Below are 26303 nucleotides of genomic sequence, written 5' to 3'. Positions count from 1 at the left end.
TAGCACTAGTGCTGATCGCTACTCGTATCTTAATGCATCAATCGGATCTAAATTAGAGGCTTTTTTGGCTGGATAATAGCCGAAGAAAACACCAGTAATGGCACATACAACAAAGGAAATGATAATTGAAGATTCTGCGATTAAAATTGGCCAGTTTAAGAAATAGGAGATGAGGTATGCTGAACTTACACCCAAAATTACCCCGATAATTCCACCGGTGATACTAATTAATATAGCCTCTATTAAAAATTGCATCAAAACATCTTGTCCACGAGCACCGATAGACATGCGCAGACCGATTTCGCGGGTACGTTCGGTAACCGAAACATACATAATATTCATAATCCCGATACCACCGATAAACAGTGAAATACCTGCAATAGCGGTTAAAAGTACGGTAAGCATGCTGCTGGTTGAACTGATGGTGCTAATTAACTCGGCCTGTGTACGAACCTGAAAATCGTCGGTTTCTGCCGCAGTTAACCTGTGGCTTTCTCTTATAGCATCCGAAATTTCGGTTGTAGCAGCTGCGCTCGAAGCTTCGGTAGTGGCAGAAGCATAAATACTCTGTAGGTAATTAGTTGCCGTAATTCTCTTTTGTACAGTAGTAAAAGGGGCAAGGATAATATCATCCTGATCCTGGCCAAAATTACTCTGTCCTTTAGGTTCTAAAATACCAATTACCTGAAAAGGAATATTTTTAAACCTGATGATCTGCCCGATTGGGTTGCTTCCGTCAGGAAATAGGTTATCGATTACGGTTTTACCCAACAGGCAAACCTTGGCAAAGCTTTTTACATCATTTTCAGAAAAAAGAATACCATCCTGAAGTTTTAATTGGCGGATGTTCAGATAATCCGGACTCACCCCTGTAATGGTGGTTGGCCAGTTATAACCACCTTTAATGGCCTGTCCGCTGGTAGAAACCACAGGCGATAAACCATTTATATTTTTAGATTGTAATTTTTGAATCGCTGTAATATCTTCCAGTTTTAAAGTCTGGATGCTGCTTCCCTGCAAACGTACACCACCAGGTTCATTGCTTTGGGGCATGATGGTAATCATGTTCGAACCCATTCCTGATAATGAAGACCTGATACTTTGTTTCGAACCTTCACCAATGGCCATCATGGCAATTACCGCGGCCACACCGATAATGATGCCGAGCATGGTTAAAAAGGCACGTAGCTTATTTCTTTTTAATGCTCTAAAGGCAATCTTTAATAAATTTATAATGCTCATGATCTTCTCAAATTAGTAATCATCCGATTCTGGTAAATTGGCAAGTGCCTCTCTGGCCGAACGTTGATTTTGGTTAATGCTGTCCTTTTGGATTTTTCCGTCGCGAAGCATAATGGTCCTGGTACTAAAAGCAGCGATATCAGGCTCGTGTGTTACAAAAACGATCGTTTTCCCTTCTGCATTCAACTCCTGCATCAGGGCCATAATCTCATAAGAGGTACGCGTATCCAGGTTTCCTGTAGCTTCATCGGCCAAAATCATCACCGGGTGATTAACTAAAGCCCTGGCAATGGCTACACGCTGCTGCTGACCGCCAGAAAGCTGACTTGGGGTATGATCAAAACGCTCGGCAAGTTTTACCGATTCGAGTGATTTAATGGCTCTTGCTCTTCGTTCTTCAGCTGTGATGGTTTTGTTGTAAAATAGAGGCAACTCAACATTCTCCAGTGCCGATGTTCTTGGCAACAGGTTATAGGCCTGGAAAACAAAGCCGATTTTAGTATTACGCAAACCAGCCAGTTCGTCACGGTTTAAGCTTTTTACATCAACACCATCAAGCAGATAACTGCCTTCAGTGGGTTTGTCTAAACAACCCAGAATATTTAAAAGTGTTGTTTTACCCGAGCCACTACTGCCCATAATGGTTACAAATTCGCCGGCCTTGATATCAAAAGTGATGCCTTTCAAAGCCCTAACGGTTTGATCACCCATTACAAACTCCCGTTTTAAATCGTGTATATCTAATATCTTCTGTTCCATTATTTCCTTCTGTTACCGCCTGGGCGTTTTGGCATAAAAGGACTAGATTGACTTTGTGCTGCCGTCTGACTTTTACCCATGCGCTGTGAACCTGTAATCACTACATCTGCTGCTGCTAATCCTGATAAAACTTCAACATGTGTATTGTCGTTTATACCGGTTTTAATTTTCTTCTGCACCAATTCTTTCGGACTTTTTTGTACCCAAACATATGCCTCGTCTGCTCCGGCAGGTTTCCTTTCTGGATTAACCCAGGTCATTTGATATTTACCCGCTAAAGTTGAATCAGGAGCAAATTTTATAGCTTTGGTAGGGATAAGCAGCGCATTATTCACTTCTTTAGTGAAGATGGTGATATTTGCTGTCATACCGGGTTTTAACTTATTCGCATCATTTGAAGTGTTGATGATGGTTTTATAAGTAACCACATTAGAGGAAATGGACGGACTTAGCCTGATTTCTTGTATGGTTCCTTTAAAGGTATCGTTTAAAAAGGCATCAACAGTAAACGTTGCTCTTTCTCCTTTTGAGATATCGCCTACATCAGCCTCATCTACAGAGGCTTCTACCTGCATTTTAGTCAGATCTTTAGCAATACTGAAAATGGTTGGTGTACTAAAGCTGGCCGCTACGGTTGTTCCTTCACTAACACTTCTTGAAAGCACTGTTCCATCAATGGGAGAATAAATGCTGGCCAGTGACAGATTCTTTTGAGCAGAAGCAAGTTGAGCCTTAATGCTATTAACCGATGCTTTTGAAGCATTATAGGTATATAGTGCATTATCATAATCTGCTTTGCTCACCGCACCAACCTTATACAGGTTGCTTTGCCGGCTGAAATTACCCTGCTGATAAACCAATGCACTTTGAGCACTTACCAGGTTGGCCTGATATTGATTTACAGTAGCTTCGAACAGGGTTTTATCCAATTCGGCCAATAACTGTCCTTTTTTAACCTTCGAATTAAAATCGGCATAAAGCGTTTTAATGGTTCCCGAAACCTGAGTACCTACAGCTACTGTATCTACCGGTTGCACCTTTCCTGTGGCTGTAACATTTTCTGAAATATAACCCATTTTAGGTTTTTCGGTTTCGAGAACAACCACCTGTTCTTTTTTGCGCAGCGCGAAGTACCAAACAGCAAATAATGCAACTGCGATACCTGTGATAATAAATATTGTTTTCTTTTTCATGATTCAAATATTAAGCAGACTAGGCGGTAGCCATCATCATGTATTTTAGTTAGTAATAGGAACTCCTGTATAAAAGTTATAGATCTTGGTATAAAGACTTGCTGTATATTTTGCCTGAACAAAGGCCTGTAATGCCTGCACATATAAATTTTTCTGTTGCAGGTTTTCTACAATGTTATTGGTACCTTCTTTTAAAGCTGCGTTAGAAATCCTTAATGCCTCGCTTGTATATTTAAACTGCTCTTGCGCAGCGGCATATTGGCTGTTTGCATTTTGTACGTTAATGTAAGCACGTTCTACATTTTGAGTCAAAGTTGTTTTGGCATCTAAAAGCGATAAACGGGCCTGCTCAATGCCGATATTTGCTTTCGCCACATTTGTTTTGGTCACTTTTCTATCAAAAATCGGAATGGAAAGTGTTAAACCTAAGTTTTGATAAAAACTATTATTTAACTGGTATCCATAACCACCGATATTATTATTGTTATAGCCTGTATTTAGCGATCCTCCTAAACTCAGCGTTGGGCGTAAGGTTGATTTTGCTTTGGCCAGTTCGGTGCTTTGAAGCTGGATATTCAATTCTCCGCTTTTAATTTCCGGACGGGTACGCAAGGCTTGATCTTGTGCCGAGGCTAAATTATCCAATGCTGGAGCAACGGCAACGGTATCGGTTGTACTTACTTCGAAAGGTGTAGTTGTAGGAATTTGCAACAGTTGCTTTAAGGTTAAAATATTTTGCTGTAAAGTATTTTGTGCAGTAACCAACGTATATTTATCGTTGGCATAAGTGGCCTGCAACTGCAATAAATCTTTTTTGGCTATGGTTCCAAATTTAAATTGCTGTTCTGATTGTTTAACCTGGGCCTCGCTGGTGGTCAACAAATCTTTTAAATAGGTGATATTTTCTCTGGCCAATAAAATATTCAGATAGGCCTGGGTGATGGAGATGGTAATATCGTTTTTAGCTGCTTCTACCGATAGATTTGCGGTTTGCAGGCTGAGTTCTTTAGACTTGATATCGTTTTTTAAATAACTTCCATTATAAAGCGTCATATCTGAACTTAAGCCAAAACCACTTGTATTTTGCAAACCGGATTTATAATTGGTAATGGCTTGTGAAACATTTCCCGATAAATTTGGGAGTACAGCGGCTTTTGAAGCAATTAAATTTTGCTCAGCAGTTTGCGAACTCAGCTTTAAGGTATTGATGTTGATGTTTTTTTCTTTGGCATACTCGATAGCCGTTTTCAGATCCCAAACCTGTGGGATATCCTGAGCTCTGCTTTTGTAGCCCGCACCAAGCAAAATGAGTACGACAATATATTTAATGTATCTGCTCATGGCGAATAAATTTTGTGTCTATGAACTATTGAACACAAAAATATATCCGGTTAAGGCCGCATTTTAACAATTGAGACCAATGCAGAAAATGCTGCGACGAAAGGTTAGAACTTTGAGATTAGTCAGTTTTGAGTTTTAACAGAAAGAGTAGATTGTATGTTATTTTGAGCATGATAAAGCTAGTCATTTCGATCGTAGTGCAAACGCAGCCGAGAACCACGTAAGTGCTCAGCGAAGCTAAATCTATCGAGGTATATCTCTCCATTCCACTACGTTTCAGGCGAGATGACGAAAATACGAATGGTAAAATAAGTTAAACCGTTCGTAATACCGACTCAGTTTCATTTACGATAAAAGTATGTCGTATACCACATTTCAGTGCAAAATTATTACGTTGGTGACCAACCGGAAAATCGAATGCGATAGGGTAGGCGTATTCTTTTACCTTTTCGAGCACAATATCATAAATGGTTTTGCCAAATTCTTCGCCTGCATCATCAGGTTTGATTTTAAAACCACCAACAATTAATCCCTTTAGGTTTTTCAGTTTGCCGCTGCGTTTTAGGTTCCACAACATTCTATCAATTCTGTAGAGGTATTCGCCAGTTTCTTCGATAAAAAGGATTTTATCTTTTGTATCTAAATCAGAATCGCTGTCCGCCAGTGTTTCGATGATACTCAGGTTTCCGCCTACTAAAATGCCATCAACTTTTCCTTGCCGGTTATTCATGTTAGAAGGAGCGGTGTAACCCATTTGCTCACCAATTAAAGCGTTTTTTATGGATAAAATCGTTTCAATCTGTATGGGTTCGGCTTTACTCCAATCATCGGGAAAACTATTGCACATTTTGGAGTGGATAGAGGCAATGCCATAATTCTTGGCCAAATGGCAATGTAAAACAGTGATATCACTAAAGCCAATAATCCATTTTGGTTTTCTTTTGAACAAAGAGAAATCGAGTTTATCGATTATCCGTACAAAACCATAACCACCACGGGCACACATAATGGCATTTATATTTGGATCATCAAGCATTTGCTGAAAATCCGCTAACCTTTCATCATCGGTACCGCCATAAGTAAAATCGCGTTTGCCAATGGTATCGCCTACTTTTATTGTAAAACCCCAACTTTGCATTTGTAAAACAGAAGGCTGAATCTGTTCCAGGGTAATGTATCCTGCCGGACTTGTTATTCCAATGTTATCACCAGGTTTTAAGTATGGTGGGATTTTAAACGATGAACTTTCATTGTCTATGGTATTTGCCAAGGTTTTAAAAGCAGGAAATACAGTTGCAGCTGCTATAAATGAAGAAAGGAAATGTTTTCTGTTCATCTAAAATAGGGTAGTGGAATTGATATGGCTAAATATATGATTTAAAATTCTTGCATAAAAGAAAAGGGATTTATATCCATAAATCCCTTTTTTAAACCAAACAAATTAATCTGTAAAAGATTAGTATAATGTGAATTATATAAATAACCACGAATGAAATAAAATGTTTTGAGATTTTGAAAAAAAAGTTTTTGTTGTGCTTAGCGATAATTTATTGTAATTAAAGTGAATATGAATGATAGCAATTAATCTACGCGTAAATTCTCTCAAGTTACCATCATTTAGAGCAGAGTGTAACGCAGTCGAGAACCCGAAGGCTCTGCGCAGCAAAATCTGCCTGTATAGATCTCTCCACTTCGCGTTGCTCCGGTCGAGAGGACGATATTTCTATTAGAATCTGCCGAAGGTAGCAGCGAAGAATCTATTAATTAAGTTTTAGCACTATTAATTATTCAGTTTTAAATCACTGTATCTGCTTAAATAGCCCTGATGGAAACGGAAATACTTTTTGGCTACACAATATTGTATTTGTGAATATATTTCCAAAAAGATTGCAGTGAACAGCAGGACCAAGCCCTGACCATAGGCACTGAAACTGAGCTTCTAAATAATCAAAAAGTTAGGATATTTGGTCGAAATCCTTCGCAGTGCTCAGGATCATTGTATTTACTCAGAAAGGTAAAGGCTACCCATCGCGGATAGCCTTTGCTAACAACAAAACAAATATAAGATAACCAAATCTTGCCTGATTGAGCAGAATCAGGATAAAGTGTTATGAGATACACTTTGCGGCCTAGTAATGGATTCGAACCATTATAAAGAGTTTATGAAACTCCAACCTTCCCATCGGTCAACTGGCCGTATTTTTATAATTGCTTTAGTGCTAAATAATCTCTCAGCTCTAAAATTTGTTCTTTATTTGCACTATCTTCATCCGTTACAATTGCCGGTTCTTCAGTTTCTGTTTGCAAAGGATAAATGAGTTTCGGATATTCAGCTATGGCTGGGTACTGAAAATAAATCGACATGATTTTATTGTTTAATTGTTCAACATATTTTTTGTTAATGATTAATGATTAATGATTAATGATTAATGATTAATGATGAGCAAATATAAAAATAAGTATATAAAATCTATAGATTTAGTAGTTATTAGGTGAAAAAATATTTTAACTAACTCATTTACAGGAAAATAATTTTTATTTTAATTCAATTTTATTGAAATATCGGGTTGAAGTTGATAGCCTTATCAGAAATATTTCAATTTTTTCTTTTGATCTATTTTTAAGCCTTTAAATTCAAATTCAGAAAAGCTAATTATTTTAAGGATATTTGCAGTTCAAACATTAAAATAGTAATTGTGTCTTTAGATAAATTAAAACTTAGCAAACCACTTGTAACGGCCATGACTGATGCAGGATTTTTAACTCCAAAAGAAATCCAGTCCAGAACAATGTCGCGCATTTTAGGTGGACAAGATGTTATAGCGGTGGGACCAGAGGGTTCGGGAAAAACAACAACTTATGTTTTGGCTACTTTAATGAAGTTGAAATACGCCTTTGAGGAAGCGCCGAGGGCTTTAATTTTAGTGCCGGATGCGGAACATGTTGATCATGTTTTGGAACAATTTAAATTATTAAACCGGAACAGTACATTTAGAATTTTAGGAATTGATAGCCGTGGCGCTGTTGATGCTCAAATGAATGAAATAACAGATGGCTGCGATATTATTGTAGCAGTACCAGACCGTGCCCGTGCCTTGTACCTTAAATTGGCACTAAATACAAACAAAATCCAGTTGTTTATAGTGGATAATGCGGAACTTATTGTTAAAAAAGGCCTGCAATTACCAGTTGTAGAATTAGCAAACAGTGCCTATAAATCCCAGCATGTGGTATTTACTGAGGTAATGCACGAAAAATTGAACCACATGATTTCGCCTTTTATGAAAGATTCTACCACAACCATCGAGGTTGATGAATTAGGCGAAAAGCAAGCGGAAGTTTATCAGCAGATGCTTTATCTGGTGCCGAATTTCAGAACAAAGCTAAACCTGTTAACCTTATTATTGGGCGATACTGAAATTTTTGATAAAGTTGTGGTTTTTGTAAATACACGTTTAACGGCACAAACAGTTTATAAAAACTTTAATCAGCATAAAGAAGGTGAGATCAGTATCTATCGCTCGCTGTTTTTTGATGATAAAGGTTACGATGATATTGAAGACTTTAAAAATAACCCAGAGGCGCGGGTTTTAATTGTGGCCAATGAGAATTTAGGCGAACTCAATATTGAAGGGATTCCTTTTATCCTGCACTTAGAATTGCCAGAGCAGAAAGAAACTTTAATTCAGCGCATTGTTAAACATGGCGATGAAGATGTGGTGGCCATTACTTTTTCTACCGATATTGAATTGATTGAGGTGAAAAAAATTGAGCAGGCTATTGGCCAGAAATTGGAGGTAATGGAATTACCTGAAGATTTGAAAGTGGTTGATGCTGCTGATAAACCGAAGAAAAAAAAAGGTGCCGAAGAAGATGAATCTTCTGAGCGCGGTGCTGCATTTCATGAAAAGAAAGCCAGCAATCTAAAAAACTATAATTATAGCGCAGGCACTAAAGCCAAAATGACCTATAAGAATAAAAAGGGATTGTCTTAACAACGGTGAGTCACCCTGATCCGGTAGCTATCGGATTTATTTCAGGGTTTATTCCGCCAATAACAATCCTGAAAAGGTTTAGGATGACTGATTTCTACTATATAAAAAAAGCTCCTCAGAAATTAATCTGAGGAGCTTTTTTCGTTAACCGTTATTTACGATTAGTATAAAGTAAACTCTACACGACGGTTTTGTTGACGGCCAGCTGCAGTTTTATTTGTTGCAATTGGCTGGTCAGGTCCGTAACCTGTAGCTTCAATTCGTGATGCATTTGCACCTTGAGATACTAAGTAAGCTTTTACTGATTCAGCTCTGTCTTTAGATAAACGTAAGTTTAACTCTCTGCCACCGGTATTATCAGTGTGACCAGCTAATTTTAAGCTAAAGTTTTTATCTACCAATAAACCAGCAACACGATTTAAAGTAGCGTATGATTTAGAACGGATAGTTGATTTACCTAAATCGAATTCTAAGTTAGAAATCGCATCTTTAACCACTTTACGATCTTCTTCAGTAATTACTCTGGTTTCTTTAATTACTTCACGTTTAACTTTGATTGGGCAACCAGAACCATCAACAACTGTACCTGAAGCAGTGCCAGGACATTTGTCGAATTTGTTAGCTACACCATCATTATCGTCATCGCCAAGGTCTTTAGCATATTGCTCTCTATCGCGTTGTGCATTTTGCTCAGCAGTAGATAATGCTCTTCTTAATTCAGCACTTTCTTCAGCACTTTGCTGACGTAAGTTAGCCAATGAGCTGTAGTTTTGTAACTGAGGTTTTTCTTTACTTCCTAAAGCAAATTCTAAACCTGCGTGTGCATAAGCAAATCTGTCGTTAGCACCAGAGTTAACCCCATCAAACTTAGCAGATTTAACAAAATTTACATCGTAACCTAAATCTACATTGATACCTTTGGCAACACCCAATTTAAAACCGGCACCTACTGGTACAAACCAGCCTTCTCTGTAATAACCTGCATCTTGTGTGTTAGCTGGCATAGTTGTAGCACCAGATGACATGTAACCAGCACCGGCTTTTAAGTAAGGGATGATTACCGCATTTTCATTATTAATGTTAATGTTGGCAACATTCCAAACTGCTGATAAAGCTCCAGACCATTGGATGTTGGTTTTGTAACCAGTGTTTGCAGCGTAAGTTGTATTTCCGGCAGCATCAACACCATTTGCGATTCTTAATTCTTCAACTTTACCTGCAAGGAAATCTGCTTGGATGCCTAATTGAGGTAAAATTTGTTTTTTAATGTAACCACCATAACCGATGTGTTCTACTGGAGTTTGAAATTGGTGATTAGAGTTGCCAAAAATAGTTCTTGGGGTTAGCAAACCTCCATGTACACCTATTGACCAGGTACGAAATTCTTTAGGAGAGAAACGCCCAGTGGTACTCGTAGTTGTTGGTGTATCCTGGGCAAACAATTGTGATGATAAACCCAATAATGCAACCAACATTGTTGATTTTGTAATTCTCGTATTCATGTTATTCTATTTTTTAATATTAGTGTCTTAACAGTTTTTTTATCGTACTGTTTTGCATGGTCTTAGAAAAAATCTTGCCAAACACCATATATTTTACACAAATAGCATGTTATCAGGAGATTAAGAGTATAAATTAATTTCACAAAAATGTTACTATGTAACTGAAATTATGTTAGTTTTTGTATAGTATTCTGAACAAAACCTAAAAAAGGTCGTTTATGAAGTCATTAAAATTCTACTTGTCTAATTGGGTTTTTCTTATTGCTGAATAACATCTCTTTGTTTTTCGTTGTGAAAAATTTGGATAAATTACAGCCTCAGTTTAGCAAAGAAATCCCAAAATACTATTCCAGCAGAAATTACGATGTTAAAAGAATGTTTGGTTCCAAATTGCGGAATTTCTATGCATTCATCAATTTTAGCCATTACCTCATCGCTAACACCATCAACTTCATTCCCGAAAATAAGCGCATATTTTTTATTGGGATCGGGTGTAAAAGTATTTAGCATCGTGCTATTCTCTGCCTGTTCAATGGCAATAATTTCGTATCCTAAATCCCTAAGGGCATCAACAGCTTGTAAAGTGTTTGTATAGTGAATCCAGTCTACCGATTGTGTAGCACCCAGAGCCGTTTTTTCAATCTCACGGTGTGGTGGTTGTGCAGTTATGCCACAAAGAATCACTTTTTCTAAAGCAAATCCATCAGCAGTACGGAATATTGAACCTACATTGTGCATACTGCGCACATTATCCAAAACCACTACAACAGGTAATTTTTCCTGTGCTTTAAACGCTTCAATATCCGGACGGTTTAACTCGTCTAATTTTAATTTTCTCATTATTTTTTAAAGTGATTACACCGATGAGGTATAATTACGAATCTGTGTTTATCTGTGGTTAATATATTACAACTTAATTGGACCATTACCAATTTCGCTAATATAAATTGCTGCAGGGTAGCCAATTTTATCTACGTAATAATCTGTTAAGTGTTTTGCAAAGTCTTCTTCGTATCCTTTCTCCAGTAATGCAATTGCACAACCACCAAAGCCAGCGCCTGTCATTCGTGCACCGATTACATGGTCATAGCCGGTACAGAAATCTACTACAGTATCCAGTTCTTTACCGCTTACTTCATATAGTGTTCTTAACGATTCATGTGAGGCATACATCAGGCGGCCGAATTCTTCCAGGTTTCCGCCGTTTAATGCTTTAGCAGCCAAATGAACCCGATCATTTTCCTTAACTACATGTGTTGCACGGTTTAAAATAGTTTCATCTGTTATTAAATGGCTGTGTAAAGCAAACTTTTCAGCGTTAAGCTCACAAAGATAGTGAAGTGTAATTTCTTCGTTTAATAACTTTAAGGCTGTTTGACATTCAGCAACACGTTCATTATATTTAGAATCTGCCAGTTCGCGCGGTTTATTGGTATTAATGATGGCCAGCACATAGTTCCCTAGATCAATATCAACCATTTTATATTTTAAAGTCTCGCAGTCTAAAACAATCGCTTTGTTTTTTTCGCCGAAAGCAACCGCAAATTGATCCATTATGCCTGAGTTTAGGCCAATAAAATCATTCTCCACCCTTTTGGCAATCTTAACAAGATCTAATCGGTCGTAACCCAGGTTAAAGTAACTGTTTAAAGCATAAGCCGTAGCGATTTCAATCGATGCAGAAGAAGAAAGCCCTGATCCGATGGGGATATTTCCATAAAAAAGAAAATCCAGTCCGGTGATCTCTTTTCCATCTTTGATCATTTCATTAATTACACCTATAGGATAATTGGTCCAATGGCTACCATCTTTTCCATTTAAAACATTGCTTTCAAGAGTCGTTTCCATCTCGAAATTCAGACTCTTAAACCTAAATTTGTTTTCATTATTAGGCGCAATGGCCAACCAGGTTCCAAGGGTAATGGCACAGGGCATTACCAGACCGCCGTTGTAATCAATATGCTCGCCAATGAGGTTAACGCGACCGGGTGTAAAATATATGGCATCGGCTTTTTTATGGTATTGCGCTGCAAATTTTTCCTCAAGGTTAATATTCATTTGGCTAAAATATATTTATTAAAAGCATTAATAGTAGTATGTTTGTTTAGGATACAAAAGCCCTAAGTTACAATTTATGAGCGTTCAGCAAATACCTACCGGAAAAATTATTGATGGCGAAGAAGTTATCGCAATCGAACTAACCAATAGTAAAGGCACTTATGTTAAAATATTCAATTATGGTGCGATCATTAACAAATTCATCGTTAAAAACGCCAAAGGTGAAATGCAGGATATTGTATTGGGCTTTGATACTTTCGACGAATACCTCAATCCGGATTACCTAACCCAGTATCCATATCTGGGCGCTGTTGTGGGGCGTTATGCCAATCGCATCAAAAATGGCCGGTTTACCATTGACGGAGAAGACTATCAACTGGCACAAAATGCTGGTACTGATACGCTACACGGCGGTATAGAAGGCTTTGATAAAAAAGTTTGGGATATTGTTGAAGTGGGCGAAGGGCAACAATCGTCGGTTACCTTACAATATGAAAGTGTGGATGGCGAAGAGAATTTCCCAGGCAACCTGATCATCGATCTTACTTTCGAACTTACCGAAAATGATGAGTTGATTTTAAGTTATGAAGCAGAGACTGATCAGGCTACCGCAATCAATTTAACACATCATGGTTATTTTAACCTGGCTACTGAAGGCGGAAACGTCAAAAACCATAAGCAACAGATTTTCGCTTCAAATTATTTAGAGCAGGACAGTAATTATTCGGTAACAGGTAAACTGATCCCTGTTGAAGGTACACACCTGGATTTTACAAAATCTAAGGCGATTGGGCAGGATTGGGATGAGGAAGAAGGTTACGACCAAACTTACGTTCTGGATAAAATCTATGGCGATTTATCGCTGGCAGCCAAAACAATTGAAGAAGAAAGTGGTTTAGTTTTAAGCGTATATACAACAGAACCTGTAGCACATCTTTATACCTCAAAATATTTGGATGTAAAAAATGGTAAAGGCGGAAGGGATTACGGCAGCTTCGGTGCTTTTTGTGTGGAAACACAGCATCACCCCAATGCAATAAACATTCCTGAATTTCCAAGTACCATATTAAGACCAGAAGATTTGTACACGCAAACAACCATTTACAAAGTTTCATTAAACAAATAAATTATGTTCACTATCGAAAACATCCGGGCAGCAGAATCAAAAATTAAAACTGGTGCAGATTTCCCGCAGTTTATAAAAGAAATTAAGGAATTGGGTGTTAAACGGAATGATGTTTATGTAAGCAATGGTTTATCGATCTATTTTGATGACGAAGATAATGCACAACAGCTGAGTCCTGATGAATATCCAACTTTGATTATCAATGAAGAATCTTCTGCAGGAAAATTGGAACACGCTTTAGAAGTACATCAACAAGGTGAAACAGATTATATTACCTTTTGTAAACAGGCGGCAGATGCGGGAGTGGAAAAATGGGTTACTGATCTTGATGAGATGACCTGCACTTATCTGGATACAGAAGGGAATGAACTCGTAAAAGAGAAGATACGAATAGTATAAACATGGAGGCCTGAAATTTCAGGCCTTTTTATTTCTCTACAATCTTCATCTCGACCGAAGTAAACGTAGTGGAGAGATCTTTTTAAAAGATTTATTTAAGTGGAGTTAGATGTTACCATCTGACTTTTCAGTTTTTTGGATAAGTTGTTAATTTTAGTGCTTTATAGGTTATTAATGGTTTATTTTAACCACCTGAGACATCTTAGTGCACTTGAGGTTATATTGGTGATTGATCGGCCTTAATTAAATCCTTTCCAACACCGTTTTAATGGCCTGTTCTACAATTTTATCAGGCTCATTACTGAATTCGAATTTCACGCGACTGGCTAAGATAGCATTTACCGAAAGTGCTTTATGTCCCAAAACTTTTGCTAATGCGTAAATCCCTGCTGTTTCCATTTCTAAATTGGTAATGCGATACTGGTTGCTCTGGAAACTATTAATAAGTCCGATGAAATCGGGAACTGCATTTTTCGCCCGTACTATCCTGCCTTGTGGAGCGTAAAAACCCGGAGCAGTAATGGTGATGCCATGAACCATATCTTTGCCAATGGTATTTAAAAGACCTTCATCGGCAGCTGTTAAGTAGGGGTTGATATTTTTTAAATGACCAAAATGTATCTTGATGTCATCCATTAAAAGTTGCTCATCGCCAGATAATTGCTGCAGGTAATAATTCATTAAAGCATCCATACCCAAACCATGGGAGGAGGCTAAAATCGTTCCCATGGGGATGTCTGGCTGAACGGCTCCTGATGTGCCTACACGGATAATATTCAGTGAGGTCAATTCTTTTTTTACTTCACGGGTTTCGAAATCGACGTTTACCAGCGCATCCAGTTCATTAAAAACGATATCAATGTTATCTGTACCAATACCTGTTGAAAGTACAGTTACCCTCTTTTTACCTATATAACCGGTATGGGTAATAAATTCCCGCTTTCCTTTTTTAAATTCTATCTGGTCGAAATATTTACTCACTTCGCCAACACGGTCTGGGTCGCCCACGGTAATTACGGTATCTGCAATATCTCCAGGCAGAAGATTTAAGTGGTAGATGCTGCCATCAGGATTGATAATTAAGTCGCTTTCGGATATTTTCATATTTGGTTTATATTGTCCCAGCAGATTCTACAGAAACAGATTTATCTGTGTTGATCCTTCTGATCTGTGGTTACTAATTACGTTTTATCTACATTCTATTTATTCCCGCAGATTTCGCTGATCAACGCAGAACTAGTATCTGTAGTTATTAAATTGTGTGGAGATATTTTAGTTTAACACCTTCAATTTTATCAAATTTACTCAAAACCTGATTGAGTTGTGCCTTTCTCACTTCAAATTTCAAGATACAATTGGTATCAAACTGTTGCGCTAAAATCTGTAAATTTTCCTCTTTGCTCAACTTCATTACATCATTCATCTGTAGGTATTCGAAATGAGCTTCATACACATCATTAACCGTTTTCGCAATAATTTTTGAAGCTTTAATGGCTTCTATACTAGCGTTTTTGTATGCGTTAATTAAACCCGGAACTCCGAGTAAGGTGCCGCCAAAATAACGCACAACTACAATTAAAACATTGGTAATGTCTTCTGATAATAAACAATTCAGGATTGGCCTGCCGGCGGTACCAGAAGGTTCTCCATCATCATTCGTTCTATAAACAGACCGATCTGGCGTTAAACGGTAAGCATAACAAAAATGATTGGCCTTTGCATTAGTAGCACGCAGGCTCATAATGATTGGCTTTACTTCTTCTTCACTGCGGATTGGGTAGGCATAAGCAATAAATTTGCTGCCCTTATCTCGAAATATACCTTCTGAGGTATTTTCGATGGTTTTATAGGAATCATCGAACAGCATTTTGTGATAAGGTTATAAAGATAACAGCAGCGATAGCCAAAACTATCCCCACATAATTCAGTTTAGTTAATTTTTCTTTAAAAGCAATTACGCCAATTAATGTACCTGCAATAATTACCCCTAAATTCATGGCTGCAAAAACGGTAGATGGATTTTCTGCCAATGCCTTATGAGCCTTCATGTAAAAAAGAATGTTGCCAAAGTTAAAAAAGCCCAAAATCAGTCCACAAACAACATTAACCAATTGTAATTTTATTTTTCCCGAAATAACCATGGTGATCACAATGAGCAGCGATACGACGAATGAAAGGCAGAAAACTGTGAAAAGCGAAGTTGTATAAGGCAGTTCTTTATATAATGCAATTTGTTTAAAAAGGACATCGATTACGCCAAAACCGACAAATACCATAATAGGGAAAAGCAGGCTTCCTTTGCTGCCTTTTTCCTGATCGGATTTTCGTAAAAAAGTTAAGAAAATAGCAACGAAACCTATCAAAAGGCCAATAATTTTAAGGTTATTAAAATCTTCTTTAAAAATAAAATAAGCCGCCAGTATCGGAATAAATAGCGACAAGCGTTGCGCAATGTCGGTTTTAACAATGCCAAGATTCTTTACTGATGCAGCAAGGAATAAAAATATCGACGGCAATAAAATAGCCAGTGCAATATAAATAGGCCATGGTGCAGTAGAATTAATCAGTTTGACATCGGGTTTAAAAAAAAGAAAACATAAGCTTAGTGCAGCAAGATAATTAATGGTAACGGCTTGAATAATACTGATTTGGTACCGTTTTGCCAGCTTTAATAATACAGCTACGGTAACACTACAGCAAATGCTTAAAATAATGTAGATCATTTATTTGATGTCGTTTAGATAGATAGAGAGTTTGTCATTTTCAATTTGTATGGTTTCCTGGAGACTTCCATTAATGTTTGGAGAAGAAACCCCATCACTCCAGCTGGTAGATGAAGTAAAAATACGTGCTTCATCCCATAGGTTAGTATTTAAAAATTGATTTAAAATATTGGCGCCCCCTTCAATAATTACAGATTGTATATCCATCAGGTAAAGTTGAAAAGCGATTTTTTGTGCTAAATAAAAGTGCATGTCTTCCATCTGGATATAATGGATATTGTCAACAACATCTGTTTTAACCTCATTAAAGATAATGGTTTTGGCCGCTGCATTAAAGATATGATTGCTTAGTGGCACCTGAAGGTTTTTGTCGATGACGAGACGTATGGGGTTTTTACCAGGCCACTCACGGGAAGTTAACTGTGGGTTATCCATAATCGCAGTCTGTTTGCCAATCAGGATTGCATCTTCTTCGCTACGCCATTGGTGTGCCAAACGTTTGGCTAAAGCTCCGCTGATCCACTTCTGGTGACCATCTTTCGTCGCGAAATAACCATTCGCAGTTTCTGCCCATTTTAAAATGATATATGGCCTTTGTTTTTCGATCCTGGTAAAAAACCTTCTGTTGAAATAACGGCAATCATCGTCCAGAATTCCACTTACTACTTCAATTCCTGCATTTTTTAGTTTTTCGATACCTTTACCATCAACCCCTGAAAAAGGATCTCTATTGCCAATAACTATTTTCTTTAACTGATGTTTTACCAATAAATCTGCACATGGAGGCGTTTTACCAAAATGTGCACAGGGCTCCAGGTTAACGTAAGCTGTTGCCTGTTTTAACATGGCCTCAGCCTCATCTCCATATTGATCAAATACAGCTTTAACGGCATTGGGTTCGGCGTGCGATTTTCCATATTCCTGATGATATCCTTCTCCAATAATTTTGCCGTTTACAACAATCACACAACCAACCATCGGGTTCGGACTAACGTTCCCCGAAGCTAAGATCGCCAGGTCAAGACAACGTTTTACGTAAAATTCATCGCTCATTAGCGCAAAAGTAGTAAAAAAAGAGTCATGGCTCTTATCAAAGAGCGCTGTTATCATCTCAATTAAGTAATTTTGTATATATGAAGGTGAGAGAATTAGCCGAGCATTATGAACTGGAACTTGGCGCTTTATATGATCGTAATGAAGCAAAAGCATTATTTACTATTGCAGCCGAGAAGGTTTTAGCTTTATCTTCAGGTAAACTGATCATGCAAAAGGATATCGACATCAGCTTTATCAATATGCAAAAACTACTGAGCATCCTTAACGACCTGCAGATTGGAAAACCCATTCAGCATATTCTGGAGGAAGCCCATTTTTACGGTTTGGTTTTTAAAGTAAACGAAAATGTATTGATACCAAGACCTGAGACAGAGGAATTGGTAGAATGGATCATTTCAGTTTGCAATACACAGTTTTTAGTTAACAGTTTTGAGTCACCAAAAAAGCTAAGTATGCTTGATATTGGAACTGGATCTGGTTGTATCCCAATAACCCTTAAAAAACACTTACCAAACATTCAGGTAACCACTTTGGATGTATCTGCTGATGCTATCGAAGTTGCAAAACAGAATGCCCAGCAAATTGGTGTTGAAATCAATTTTATTACAGCAGATATTTTAACATTTCAATCTGAAGAAAAATTTGATATCATCGTAAGTAATCCGCCGTATATCAGATGTTTAGAAAAAATAGAGATGCATAACAACGTATTAGTATATGAACCACATCTGGCTTTATTTGTAAGCGACGAAAACCCTTTAATTTTTTATAAAGCCATCGCTGATTTTGCAAAAACCAATCTAAAACCTTATGGACAACTTTTCTTTGAAATTAATGAATATTTAGGTGAAGAGACTATTGAAATGTTAGCTGCTAAGGGATTTTCTAATATTGAGTTAAGGAAAGATATGCAAGGGAAAGATCGGATGGTTAAAGCAGGGGTTTTGATGGAAGAGGTGTAATGGAAAATGGATGATGGGATCGAAATCAATGATCAATTTCTACCACTACAGGACTTATCGATGAATGCTTAATGTCCTTAACTTCTTAATGGTGAGGAAAATATTACTAAGTCAGGAGTCAGGTGTCCGAAAGTCCGGATACATAGAGCAGCGAAAACACTATAATTCAACTTTGTGCCTTTGTAGTTAAAAATAATTCACGGATGCACGGAAAATTAGCCGTTTTGGGTAAGGCTAGGATGATTAAACTTTTTTAAAACTCAGCTTTGAATTAGTTAATTCAATGATATCATTAAATTGTGACTCACTTGTTTCAGATTTGTGCAGCATGAGAAATATTCGTTTGTCAATCAACAATATAAAGAAATCATTGATAACTGAATAATTTGAGAAGGCTCCCCAATTAAAATGAAATCTTTTTTCATTATCAGAATAACTAAACTCATCATCAGTAAATTCGTAAGTATAAATGAAATTCTGTTTCTCATGTTTCTCACTCAGGGCATCCATTTCTCTAAAAAAAAGTGTTCGTACATTTATAATTCTTAATATATAATTAAAAGTCAATATGAAAAGTATCACTCCAGCTACCCCATAAAAAGATGAGGATGGTCCTTTATCTGTAATAATTAAAATTATTAATCCCATTGTTAGCATAACATAAATGAGCAATTTTATATAACTCTGCTTATATTCTAATCTAAATTTGAGTTTATTACTTTTAATAAACATGCTTTTATCAAATGGAACTGTAACATTAATCATATTTAAATTTGTTTATAATTAAGATCTCGGATGAAACTGAGTAATTACCTCTCTTAAGTAATCTCTATCAATGTGCGTATAAATTTCTGTGGTGGTAATGCTTGAATGGCCCAACATCTCCTGAACCGCACGCAAATCAGCACCACCTTCAATTAAATGTGTCGCGAATGAATGCCTTAATGTATGTGGACTGATCGTTTTCTTTAATCCCGTGGCCACGGCCAGGCTTTTAATCAGGTTAAAAATAGAAATCCGTGAAAGCTTAGCGCCAGAACGGTTTAAAAAGATAAAATCTTCATGTCCTTTTTTAATATTTGCATGTACCCGAACTTCGTTAATGTAAATGTCGAGCAGTTTTAAAGCTACACCCCCAATGGGTACCAAACGCTCTTTATTTCCCTTTCCAATTACTTTAATAAATTCGATTTGCGGAAAAAGACTGGAAATTCTAAGTTCTGTTAGTTCGGTAACACGTAAGCCACAGCCATATAATACTTCCATGATGGCTTTGTTCCGCATCCCTTCGGGTTTTGAAGCATCTATTGCAGCGATCAGCTCATTAATTTCGTGGATATTAAGCGTGTCAGGTAATTTTCGACTCAGTTTGGGTGCTTCCAATAATGCAGTAGGATTATTACTGATTATATCTTCGAGCATTAGATAAGAGAAAAAAGCTTTTAATCCTGATATTACCCTTGCCTGTGTACTTGCAAGCATACCAAGCTCATTTAACCATGAAATGAAAGATTTTAGGTCTATTATGGTAATGTCGCTTAATTTGGGTTCTTCATTTAAAGATTGGAAATACTGGATCAACTTATCAATATCATTGAGGTAAGCTGCTATAGAATTGCCAGATAACGACCGCTCTAACTTCAGGTACGACTTAAATCCTTTAATATATGATGGCCAAAGCATGCTTTTATTTGAGATTTTTTATAACATTGCAACGTTACAACATTATATTATGAAAATACAAATTATTAATGGCCCAAACTTAAATCTATTGGGCGTTCGTGAGCCATCTATCTACGGAAATACCAGTATTGAAGATTACATTAAAGAATTAAAATCAGTTTATCCGGAGATCGAAATTGAATACTACCAAAGTAATGTGGAGGGCGAAATTATTAATAAACTACATGAAGTAGGTTTCAGTTATGATGGGGTAGTGCTTAATGCTGGTGGTTATACGCATACTTCTGTAGCCATTGCAGATGCTATAGCTGCCATTAAAACGCCTGTTGTTGAGGTACATATTTCAAATATCTATGCACGCGAAGAATACCGCCATGTTTCGTTGACGGGGAAAAACTGTCAGGGTGTTTTAACCGGGTTTGGAATGAAGGGTTACCGCCTGGCGATCGAAAGTTTGTTGGTTTAATATATTCTGATATTAAACTGTCAGATGGTAACATCTGACAGCACTTAAAGAGACAATCGTCATTCTTGCGCGGGTGGGAATCTTAATGCAATATGCTTTAAAAATTCAATGGAGTTTAGAATGACGAATCTGTTTTTAAGTTAATTTTGAAAAATATTTAATTTTCTTAATAAAAAATGCCCAAACAACACTGTTGTTGTACACCCCCGTATGTTTCGTGTATTCTTTTTGAACGGCTTTACGTTTTTTATTGGTTTTTGATAAAGATTTAAGAAAATGCCAATGGCCTTTGGTCACTGCCATTGTAAATTTAGGTTTTCCCGTTAGCAGAAAATGCCACCAGGCAATAAAATCAATAAACATTCTGATAGTAATCCTGAAAATGGCATCACCTGCAGGAAGGTTTTTCTGCATGATGATGAGGTTATTCCTGAAATTGAGGTAAGTTTTAAATGGATTTTCCGTTTGTAAAGTTCCGCCCCCAACATGGTACACTTCAGCATCCGGACAATACATAATTTTGTAGTTCAGGTTTTTTAAGCGCCAGCACAGGTCTATTTCCTCCATGTGGGCGAAAAGATCGGCATCCAATCCACCGGCTTCTCTCCAGCATTTACTTTTGATAAAAAAGGCTGCTCCACTGGCCCAAAAAACTTCTTTTTGCTCATTATATTGACCGTTATCAAACTCATAAACATTAAAAAGTCTTCCGCGACAGAAAGGAAAAGCATAAATATCCAGGTAACCTCCGGCAGCGCCTGCGTATTCGAACTGGTTTTTGTTTAGTTGCCATTTAATTTTGGGCTGTGCTGCTGCAATCTGAGCATCACTTTCCATTAGGCTGATGATAGGTTTGATCCAGTTTGGAACAACTTCTACATCTGAGTTAAGCAAAATAAAATAATCAGCTTCTACACGTTCTAAAACTTTATTGTAGCCTCCTGCAAATCCATAGTTCTGATCATTTTGGATAATTTTAACAGTTGGGAAATTTTCTTGTAAAAATGAAACTGAATCATCTGTTGAGGCATTATCGCCCACAACAATTTGCAGGTTATCATATTCGGAAAGCAAAATTCCGGGTAAAAACTGCTTTAAATATGCTTTTCCATTCCAGTTTAAAATTACAACGGCTACTGATGGGTTCATTCTTTTTATTCGGGTTTAAATTTCCAGCGCTTATGGCTCCAGAGCCAGTATTGAGGCTGTTCTTTTATAATGTTCTCTAAAAATTTAAAGTGCAGGTCAGTAATCTCAAATTCTTTCATTTTTTCAGGTTCGAGGCACATGGGCAACACTTCAACATGGTAATAACCTTTTTTAACCACACTTACCTTAAAGTAATATATTGGTCTTTTGGTCGATTTTGCAATTTTTTCTACACCTAAAAGTGCAGCAGTCGGTTGATTTAAAAAATCTACAAAATATTTGGTTTCTTCTCTGGTAGGCGATTGATCGCTTGCAAAACACAAAAGTGTAGGCTCATTTTTATAGGCGGCCATGCCACGTAGCGTTTGTCGCATAGCAATGAAAACATTGCCATACTTCGTGCGCATACGATCAAACCAGGTTTCGAAAATTTTATTTTTGATGGGTTTAAAAATGACCATTGTTTTGGCCGATATGCTCAATCCAAGTGCTAAAGTACCTAATTCCCAATTGCCATAGTGCCCTGTACAGGCCAGTACACTTTCACCTCTTTTAAAATGAACTTCCAATTGTTCCAATCCGGTAAATTTTACCCTTTTTAAGGTTTCGGTTTTCGAAATACTGGTCATTTTGATGATTTCAAAAATAAGTTCGGCCAGGTACAGGAAAAACTTTTTCTCTATAACCTTTATTTCAGCGGCTGATTTTTCGGGGAAAGAATGGGTTAAATTTTGTCTGACAACTTTTTTTCGATAGCCTATTACGTAATAAAGCAGATAATATAGTAATCTTGCAAAAAAAAACAGCAAAGACAGGGGGAGTAGCGATAACAGGTATAAAAAAAATACGCCAACATGCGCAATCCCTCTTTTAATCATTAATTTAAAACGTTTCAGCTACAAACATAAATTTTCAAATGCAGAATACAGCTATACTTCCATTATTTTATCTTCCGCCAGTAGGTTATTTTAGTTTATTGCAAAAACTGGGAGAGGATTTTTTAATTGAAAAACATGAGCATTTAGCCAAGCAGACTTACCGTAACAGGGCCAGTATTTATTCGCCCAATGGCAAACTTGATATTACCGTTCCGGTGGTTAAAGGTGCTAAAACACATACGAAAATGAAGGATGTGCGGATCAGTTACGATTTTAACTGGCAACGTTTGCATTGGTTGAGTTTAGAAAGCTGTTACCGGAGTTCTGCTTATTTCGAGTTTTACGAAGATGAACTCTCGCGTTTTTATACCAACAAATTTGAATTTTTGTTCGATTATAACTTCGAACTTTTAGAGTGGTTAAACAAAAAGCTAAAATTGAATAAGAGCTTTGGGGTAACGGGCGAATATTTTGATGACATCAAACCAGAATTGGATTTCCGTTTGATCATGAACCCTAAAAAACAGGAAGATATTGTAAACAATAAGTCCTATTATCAGGTTTTTGAAGATAAACATCAATTTTTACCCAACTTAAGTATTGTTGATCTGTTATTTAACCAGGGCCCCCAAGCCCGGCTATATTTGTAACATATGGGAAAAAGCAAGCCACGTAACCGTCATAAACACTATAAAGTTCCAGCGCCTGGCACCAGTCCGGGTTTGTACGCCATCGATGAAGATGCATTAAAGCCGCACATTGTATTGCACACTTATAATGATAAGAGTTATAAGAAAACCGAACTGGAAAACATCAATAACATCGATAAACTAATCGAGAACAAAGATTTTTATTACTGGTTTGATATCAAAGGTTTGGCTGATCCCAATATATTTGAAACCCTCTACGATAAACTAGACATTAGCAGGCTCGTGCTTGAAGATATTACGAGTTCTTATCAGCGTCCTAAGCTGGATGAATATGATAATGATAAGTATATTTTTTCAGTAAGCAGGCATTTATATTTAGGCGAGGATAATGTGCTCTGCAATGATCAGATTTCCTTTGTTTTATCGGAACGTACACTAATTACCTTCCAGGAAACTTATGCAGATTGTTTTGAACCGGTAAGGAAACGTTTAGAAATAGGGAAGGGCAACATCCGCATTGGTGGCAGCAGTTATTTAATGTACGCCATCATGGATGTGATTGTAGATAATTACTTTAGCCTTTTAAATTTTTGGGGCGAAGAATTAGATGCGATTGAAGACCGCTTATATGATCATCCTGACAAAAGAATCATGTACGATACACAGGCCATTAAACGATCATTGATCACCATTAGGAAAGTAACCTGGCCGGAAAGAGATAAATTGAATGATATTATCCGTACGGATAGTCCGTTGATATCCGATTTGACTAAAACCTATATGAAAGATGCTTACGATCACTGCATCCAGATTATTGATTTTATTGAATCTTTAAAAGAGATTGCATCTGCCAATATTGATATGAATTTATCGATCATCAGTAACCGGATGAACGAAATTATGAAAGTTTTGACCATCATTTCATCCATATTTATTCCATTAACATTTATTGCAGGAATTTACGGGATGAATTTTAGCAGGGAAGACCCCGCAACCGGAAAAATACTGAAAGATAACATGCCGGAATTATATGCTGAACATGGTTATTTATACACCTGGATTGTGATGGGAGTGATAGCTGTTATACAGGTAATTTACTTTTGGCGTAAAGGTTGGTTTAAATAATATTTGTTAAATAATACCAATTATTGGTATATTTAATCAAATAATGTAATTATGGGACGAAATACATCAATCCTTCTAGGCGATCATTTCGATAATTTTATCAACGAAAAAATTGCCTCTGGTAAATTTAATTCTGCAAGCGAGGTGATTAGAACAAGCTTAAGACTTTTAGAAGAAGAAGAGAAGCAAATCGAATTGCTACGTGAAGCGCTAAAAATAGGTGAGGAAAGTGGGTTTGTGAAAAATTTCGACCCCGTTAAACACTTGCAAGAGTTACACCGCAAGCATTTATAATGGTTACCTACCATATTAGTAAGCCTGCACAGATAGATCTTGAAGATATTTGGTTATATACATTTAAGAATTGGTCTAAAGATCAGGCAGATAGATATTACAGTTTGTTACTTAGTGAGTGTGAATATATATCAAATCATTTTGAACATGGAAAAGTAATGGATCATATATTAATGGGATACAGATGTTCGGCGGTTAAATCTCACCTAATATTCTATAAGCTGGGAAAGGATGGCTTAATGGAAATAATCAGGATTTTACATCAAATGACTAACATTAAAAGTCACTTATTGTAAAAAATCAATTTTTAATATATGTAGCTTTAGGGCGTTTTGGTTAGGTTATAGATGCAGTCATTCGAAATAGATAAAAGCGACGTACTCAAGGTTAAAAATGCAATTTTAGCCGGTGATGAAACTTTAAAAATAGTTTTAGAGGAATACCATGCCTCAGAAATTGCGATTTTGTTCGAGCGTTTGGATAAATCCGAACAACGGCATATTATCAACCTTCTTCCGGCAGAGATCGCTTCCGAAATTATTTCGGAAATGGATGAAGAATCCCATCCGGAGGATTTACTCTTTGAGCTTCACCCCGATAAACGTACCGAAATTGTTGAGGAGCTGGATTATGATGATGCAACGGACATTATTTCGCAACTGGAAGATCACGAGCAGAAAGAAATTCTGGAAGATCTTACCGAAGATCATGCTTCAGAAATCAGGAACCTTTTAACTTACGACGAAAAAACCGCTGGTGGTTTGATGAACACAGAACTGATCTGTGTAAACATCAACCTCACCAAAAAAGATGCAATTGACGAGATTATCCGCCAGAGTGAAGAAATGGAAGAGTTTTATACCATTTACGTGGTGGACGATGCGGAAATTTTTAAAGGCATTGTTTCGTTAAAAGATATTATCAAGGCAAAACATAATGCCAAAATAACTGAATTGGTTAAAATAGATGCCGTTTACGTGCATCCCGATACCGACCAGGAAGAAGTAGCCAACCTCATTTCTCAATATAATTTAACCAGTATCCCGGTAATAGATGATCAGCAGAAATTATTAGGCAGGGTAACTTTCGATGATGTAATTGATGTAATGGAAGCGGAAAGTACGGAAGATATCTTAAAAATTTCAGGGGTATCGGAAGATGAGGAATTAAGTGGTAACTGGGTAGAAGCGGTAAAATCGCGTTTGCCATGGTTGATTATCAATCTCGGTACAGCTTTTTTAGCTTCATCAGTAGTACGTTATTTCGATCCCACCATTAAATTAATCCCTTCCTTAGCAGCTTACATGACCATTATTGCCGGGATGGGCGGAAATGCAGCCACCCAAGCGCTTGCTGTAACGGTGAGGCGTATTTCCCTTTACGATTTAACAGATAAGCAAGCTTATAGAACCGTTTTAAAGGAGTTTACCGTAGGCTTGATCAATGGGGCATCAAACGGATTAATTGTATTTATTTTTGCATTCTTTTTTGATGGGAACCCAATGCTCGGTTTGGTTATCTTCCTGGCTATGACGGGTAATTTGGTTATTGCGGGTATCACTGGTGCAGGTATTCCACTTATTTTAAAACGAGTAGGTATCGATCCTGCCATTGCATCATCTATAATTATTACTACTTTTACCGATGTTTTTGGCTTCCTGTTAATTTTAGGATTGGCCAGTAAACTTTTACTATAATCAGG

The 26303-nt window shown here is 37.1% G+C and carries 27 protein-coding genes; 10 read left to right on the top strand and 17 right to left on the bottom strand.

What is annotated here, in order from left to right:
* Positions 1-18 precede the first annotated feature (18 nt).
* The 6 genes from KYH19_RS09780 to KYH19_RS09755 all read right to left on the bottom strand — a co-directional run bounded on the left by KYH19_RS09780 (position 19) and on the right by KYH19_RS09755 (position 6899).
* Positions 19-1242: an ABC transporter permease gene (locus KYH19_RS09780; RefSeq protein WP_187594660.1), complete on the bottom strand. Its 1224-nt coding sequence runs from the start codon at positions 1240-1242 to the stop codon at positions 19-21.
* A 12-nt stretch (positions 1243-1254) separates the two neighbouring features.
* Entirely contained in the window at positions 1255-2001 is a 747-nt protein-coding gene (locus KYH19_RS09775) for an ABC transporter ATP-binding protein (RefSeq protein WP_304622546.1), read from the bottom strand.
* Positions 2001-3194, bottom strand: coding sequence for an efflux RND transporter periplasmic adaptor subunit (locus KYH19_RS09770; protein WP_219078550.1), 1194 nt, complete (start codon positions 3192-3194; stop codon positions 2001-2003). Before KYH19_RS09770 ends, KYH19_RS09775 begins: the two co-directional genes overlap by 1 nt.
* A 45-nt stretch (positions 3195-3239) precedes the next feature.
* Complete coding sequence (locus tag KYH19_RS09765) at positions 3240-4535, bottom strand: TolC family protein (RefSeq protein ID WP_219078549.1); 1296 nt, start codon at positions 4533-4535, stop codon at positions 3240-3242.
* A 313-nt stretch (positions 4536-4848) separates the two neighbouring features.
* Positions 4849-5871, bottom strand: a complete 1023-nt coding sequence (locus KYH19_RS09760; RefSeq protein ID WP_219078548.1) for an LD-carboxypeptidase — start codon at positions 5869-5871, stop codon at positions 4849-4851.
* Between the two features lie 866 nt (positions 5872-6737).
* Positions 6738-6899 (bottom strand): hypothetical protein, encoded by a 162-nt coding sequence (locus tag KYH19_RS09755; protein ID WP_219078547.1) that lies wholly within the window; start codon positions 6897-6899, stop codon positions 6738-6740.
* 332 nt (positions 6900-7231) lie between these two features.
* Between KYH19_RS09755 and KYH19_RS09750 the strand changes: the two genes are divergently transcribed.
* On the top strand, positions 7232-8530 hold the full coding sequence (locus KYH19_RS09750; RefSeq protein WP_219078546.1) for a DEAD/DEAH box helicase: 1299 nt from the start codon (positions 7232-7234) through the stop codon (positions 8528-8530).
* A 161-nt stretch (positions 8531-8691) separates the two neighbouring features.
* Here the strand turns inward: KYH19_RS09750 and KYH19_RS09745 are convergent, their stop codons facing one another.
* The 3 genes from KYH19_RS09745 to KYH19_RS09735 all read right to left on the bottom strand — a co-directional run bounded on the left by KYH19_RS09745 (position 8692) and on the right by KYH19_RS09735 (position 12090).
* Positions 8692-10032 carry an OmpA family protein gene (locus tag KYH19_RS09745; protein ID WP_132397773.1) on the bottom strand — a complete coding sequence of 447 codons (1341 nt, stop codon included), beginning with the start codon at positions 10030-10032 and terminating at the stop codon, positions 8692-8694.
* Between the two features lie 309 nt (positions 10033-10341).
* Positions 10342-10872 (bottom strand): RNA methyltransferase, encoded by a 531-nt coding sequence (locus KYH19_RS09740; RefSeq protein WP_219078545.1) that lies wholly within the window; start codon positions 10870-10872, stop codon positions 10342-10344.
* A 66-nt stretch (positions 10873-10938) separates the two neighbouring features.
* Positions 10939-12090 carry a galactokinase gene (locus KYH19_RS09735; RefSeq protein WP_219078544.1) on the bottom strand — a complete coding sequence of 384 codons (1152 nt, stop codon included), beginning with the start codon at positions 12088-12090 and terminating at the stop codon, positions 10939-10941.
* 76 nt (positions 12091-12166) lie between these two features.
* Here KYH19_RS09735 and KYH19_RS09730 point away from each other — a divergent pair, with 76 nt between their 5' ends.
* Together KYH19_RS09730 and KYH19_RS09725 are read left to right on the top strand one after the other, a co-directional pair.
* On the top strand, positions 12167-13216 hold the full coding sequence (locus KYH19_RS09730) for an aldose epimerase family protein (protein ID WP_219078543.1): 1050 nt from the start codon (positions 12167-12169) through the stop codon (positions 13214-13216).
* 3 nt (positions 13217-13219) lie between these two features.
* Entirely contained in the window at positions 13220-13615 is a 396-nt protein-coding gene (locus KYH19_RS09725; protein WP_219078542.1) for a DUF1398 domain-containing protein, read from the top strand.
* Positions 13616-13858: 243 nt separating this feature from the next.
* On the opposite strand, the gene KYH19_RS09720 is transcribed toward KYH19_RS09725, so the two are convergent.
* The 4 genes from KYH19_RS09720 to ribD all read right to left on the bottom strand — a co-directional run bounded on the left by KYH19_RS09720 (position 13859) and on the right by ribD (position 17391).
* Positions 13859-14719, bottom strand: a complete 861-nt coding sequence (locus KYH19_RS09720) for a nucleoside phosphorylase (RefSeq protein WP_219078541.1) — start codon at positions 14717-14719, stop codon at positions 13859-13861.
* Between the two features lie 148 nt (positions 14720-14867).
* A complete protein-coding gene (locus KYH19_RS09715; protein WP_219078540.1) occupies positions 14868-15482 on the bottom strand; it encodes a YigZ family protein in 615 nt (204 codons plus the stop codon).
* The gene (locus tag KYH19_RS09710; RefSeq protein WP_219078539.1) at positions 15469-16338 is read right to left on the bottom strand and encodes a DMT family transporter; all 870 of its coding nucleotides are present in this window, start codon (positions 16336-16338) and stop codon (positions 15469-15471) included. The genes KYH19_RS09715 and KYH19_RS09710 overlap by 14 nt, the downstream gene beginning before the upstream one ends.
* Complete coding sequence (ribD, locus tag KYH19_RS09705) at positions 16339-17391, bottom strand: bifunctional diaminohydroxyphosphoribosylaminopyrimidine deaminase/5-amino-6-(5-phosphoribosylamino)uracil reductase RibD (RefSeq protein WP_219078912.1); 1053 nt, start codon at positions 17389-17391, stop codon at positions 16339-16341. It lies immediately after the preceding gene.
* Positions 17392-17471: 80 nt separating this feature from the next.
* Between ribD and prmC the strand changes: the two genes are divergently transcribed.
* Positions 17472-18356: a peptide chain release factor N(5)-glutamine methyltransferase gene (gene prmC / locus KYH19_RS09700; protein ID WP_219078538.1), complete on the top strand. Its 885-nt coding sequence runs from the start codon at positions 17472-17474 to the stop codon at positions 18354-18356.
* Positions 18357-18599: 243 nt separating this feature from the next.
* Here prmC and KYH19_RS09695 read toward each other — a convergent pair whose 3' ends face one another.
* Complete coding sequence (locus KYH19_RS09695; RefSeq protein ID WP_219078537.1) at positions 18600-19121, bottom strand: hypothetical protein; 522 nt, start codon at positions 19119-19121, stop codon at positions 18600-18602.
* Between the two features lie 18 nt (positions 19122-19139).
* Positions 19140-20039: a site-specific tyrosine recombinase XerD gene (gene xerD / locus KYH19_RS09690; RefSeq protein ID WP_219078536.1), complete on the bottom strand. Its 900-nt coding sequence runs from the start codon at positions 20037-20039 to the stop codon at positions 19140-19142.
* A 49-nt stretch (positions 20040-20088) separates the two neighbouring features.
* On the opposite strand from xerD, the gene aroQ reads away from it, so the two are divergent.
* Positions 20089-20505 carry a type II 3-dehydroquinate dehydratase gene (gene aroQ, locus KYH19_RS09685; protein WP_025144771.1) on the top strand — a complete coding sequence of 139 codons (417 nt, stop codon included), beginning with the start codon at positions 20089-20091 and terminating at the stop codon, positions 20503-20505.
* Between the two features lie 135 nt (positions 20506-20640).
* On the opposite strand, the gene KYH19_RS09680 is transcribed toward aroQ, so the two are convergent.
* Together KYH19_RS09680 and KYH19_RS09675 are read right to left on the bottom strand one after the other, a co-directional pair.
* Positions 20641-21654, bottom strand: coding sequence for a glycosyltransferase family 2 protein (locus KYH19_RS09680; RefSeq protein ID WP_219078535.1), 1014 nt, complete (start codon positions 21652-21654; stop codon positions 20641-20643).
* A 5-nt stretch (positions 21655-21659) separates the two neighbouring features.
* Complete coding sequence (locus KYH19_RS09675) at positions 21660-22532, bottom strand: lysophospholipid acyltransferase family protein (RefSeq protein ID WP_219078534.1); 873 nt, start codon at positions 22530-22532, stop codon at positions 21660-21662.
* A gap of 38 nt (positions 22533-22570) precedes the next feature.
* Here KYH19_RS09675 and KYH19_RS09670 point away from each other — a divergent pair, with 38 nt between their 5' ends.
* The 5 genes from KYH19_RS09670 to mgtE are packed head-to-tail and all read left to right on the top strand — an operon-like array spanning position 22571 to position 26298.
* Positions 22571-23182, top strand: a complete 612-nt coding sequence (locus KYH19_RS09670) for a WbqC family protein (RefSeq protein ID WP_219078533.1) — start codon at positions 22571-22573, stop codon at positions 23180-23182.
* 3 nt (positions 23183-23185) lie between these two features.
* On the top strand, positions 23186-24307 hold the full coding sequence (gene corA / locus KYH19_RS09665; RefSeq protein ID WP_219078532.1) for a magnesium/cobalt transporter CorA: 1122 nt from the start codon (positions 23186-23188) through the stop codon (positions 24305-24307).
* A 51-nt stretch (positions 24308-24358) separates the two neighbouring features.
* Positions 24359-24601: a type II toxin-antitoxin system ParD family antitoxin gene (locus KYH19_RS09660; RefSeq protein WP_219078531.1), complete on the top strand. Its 243-nt coding sequence runs from the start codon at positions 24359-24361 to the stop codon at positions 24599-24601.
* Positions 24601-24897: a type II toxin-antitoxin system RelE/ParE family toxin gene (locus KYH19_RS24360; protein ID WP_219078530.1), complete on the top strand. Its 297-nt coding sequence runs from the start codon at positions 24601-24603 to the stop codon at positions 24895-24897. The genes KYH19_RS09660 and KYH19_RS24360 overlap by 1 nt, the downstream gene beginning before the upstream one ends.
* 51 nt (positions 24898-24948) lie before the next feature.
* Positions 24949-26298 (top strand): magnesium transporter, encoded by a 1350-nt coding sequence (gene mgtE, locus KYH19_RS09650; protein ID WP_219078529.1) that lies wholly within the window; start codon positions 24949-24951, stop codon positions 26296-26298.
* Positions 26299-26303: the final 5 nt, after the last annotated feature.

It is taken from the genome of Pedobacter sp. D749 (assembly GCF_019317285.1).
Lineage (GTDB): Bacteria > Bacteroidota > Bacteroidia > Sphingobacteriales > Sphingobacteriaceae > Pedobacter.
The sequence above is the reverse complement of the archived record's forward strand: the minus strand, read 5'-3'. Positions and strand labels throughout refer to the sequence as shown.

Coding starts and splice junctions, on each gene's coding strand:
- KYH19_RS09735 (WP_219078544.1), bottom strand. CDS start 12,090: ATGAATATTAACCTTGAGGAAAAATTTGCAGCGCAATACCATAAAAAA.
- KYH19_RS09725 (WP_219078542.1), top strand. CDS start 13,220: ATGTTCACTATCGAAAACATCCGGGCAGCAGAATCAAAAATTAAAACT.
- xerD (WP_219078536.1), bottom strand. CDS start 20,039: ATGCTTTGGCCATCATATATTAAAGGATTTAAGTCGTACCTGAAGTTA.
- corA (WP_219078532.1), top strand. CDS start 23,186: ATGGGAAAAAGCAAGCCACGTAACCGTCATAAACACTATAAAGTTCCA.
- KYH19_RS09720 (WP_219078541.1), bottom strand. CDS start 14,719: ATGAAAATATCCGAAAGCGACTTAATTATCAATCCTGATGGCAGCATC.
- KYH19_RS24360 (WP_219078530.1), top strand. CDS start 24,601: ATGGTTACCTACCATATTAGTAAGCCTGCACAGATAGATCTTGAAGAT.
- KYH19_RS09780 (WP_187594660.1), bottom strand. CDS start 1,242: ATGAGCATTATAAATTTATTAAAGATTGCCTTTAGAGCATTAAAAAGA.
- KYH19_RS09715 (WP_219078540.1), bottom strand. CDS start 15,482: ATGCTGTTCGATGATTCCTATAAAACCATCGAAAATACCTCAGAAGGT.
- KYH19_RS09675 (WP_219078534.1), bottom strand. CDS start 22,532: ATGATTAAAAGAGGGATTGCGCATGTTGGCGTATTTTTTTTATACCTG.
- KYH19_RS09740 (WP_219078545.1), bottom strand. CDS start 10,872: ATGAGAAAATTAAAATTAGACGAGTTAAACCGTCCGGATATTGAAGCG.
- KYH19_RS09760 (WP_219078548.1), bottom strand. CDS start 5,871: ATGAACAGAAAACATTTCCTTTCTTCATTTATAGCAGCTGCAACTGTA.
- KYH19_RS09730 (WP_219078543.1), top strand. CDS start 12,167: ATGAGCGTTCAGCAAATACCTACCGGAAAAATTATTGATGGCGAAGAA.
- ribD (WP_219078912.1), bottom strand. CDS start 17,391: ATGAGCGATGAATTTTACGTAAAACGTTGTCTTGACCTGGCGATCTTA.
- KYH19_RS09710 (WP_219078539.1), bottom strand. CDS start 16,338: ATGATCTACATTATTTTAAGCATTTGCTGTAGTGTTACCGTAGCTGTA.
- KYH19_RS09660 (WP_219078531.1), top strand. CDS start 24,359: ATGGGACGAAATACATCAATCCTTCTAGGCGATCATTTCGATAATTTT.
- KYH19_RS09755 (WP_219078547.1), bottom strand. CDS start 6,899: ATGTCGATTTATTTTCAGTACCCAGCCATAGCTGAATATCCGAAACTC.
- KYH19_RS09775 (WP_304622546.1), bottom strand. CDS start 2,001: ATGGAACAGAAGATATTAGATATACACGATTTAAAACGGGAGTTTGTA.
- KYH19_RS09770 (WP_219078550.1), bottom strand. CDS start 3,194: ATGAAAAAGAAAACAATATTTATTATCACAGGTATCGCAGTTGCATTA.
- prmC (WP_219078538.1), top strand. CDS start 17,472: ATGAAGGTGAGAGAATTAGCCGAGCATTATGAACTGGAACTTGGCGCT.
- KYH19_RS09765 (WP_219078549.1), bottom strand. CDS start 4,535: ATGAGCAGATACATTAAATATATTGTCGTACTCATTTTGCTTGGTGCG.
- KYH19_RS09680 (WP_219078535.1), bottom strand. CDS start 21,654: ATGAACCCATCAGTAGCCGTTGTAATTTTAAACTGGAATGGAAAAGCA.
- mgtE (WP_219078529.1), top strand. CDS start 24,949: ATGCAGTCATTCGAAATAGATAAAAGCGACGTACTCAAGGTTAAAAAT.
- KYH19_RS09670 (WP_219078533.1), top strand. CDS start 22,571: ATGCAGAATACAGCTATACTTCCATTATTTTATCTTCCGCCAGTAGGT.
- KYH19_RS09745 (WP_132397773.1), bottom strand. CDS start 10,032: ATGAATACGAGAATTACAAAATCAACAATGTTGGTTGCATTATTGGGT.
- KYH19_RS09695 (WP_219078537.1), bottom strand. CDS start 19,121: ATGATTAATGTTACAGTTCCATTTGATAAAAGCATGTTTATTAAAAGT.
- aroQ (WP_025144771.1), top strand. CDS start 20,089: ATGAAAATACAAATTATTAATGGCCCAAACTTAAATCTATTGGGCGTT.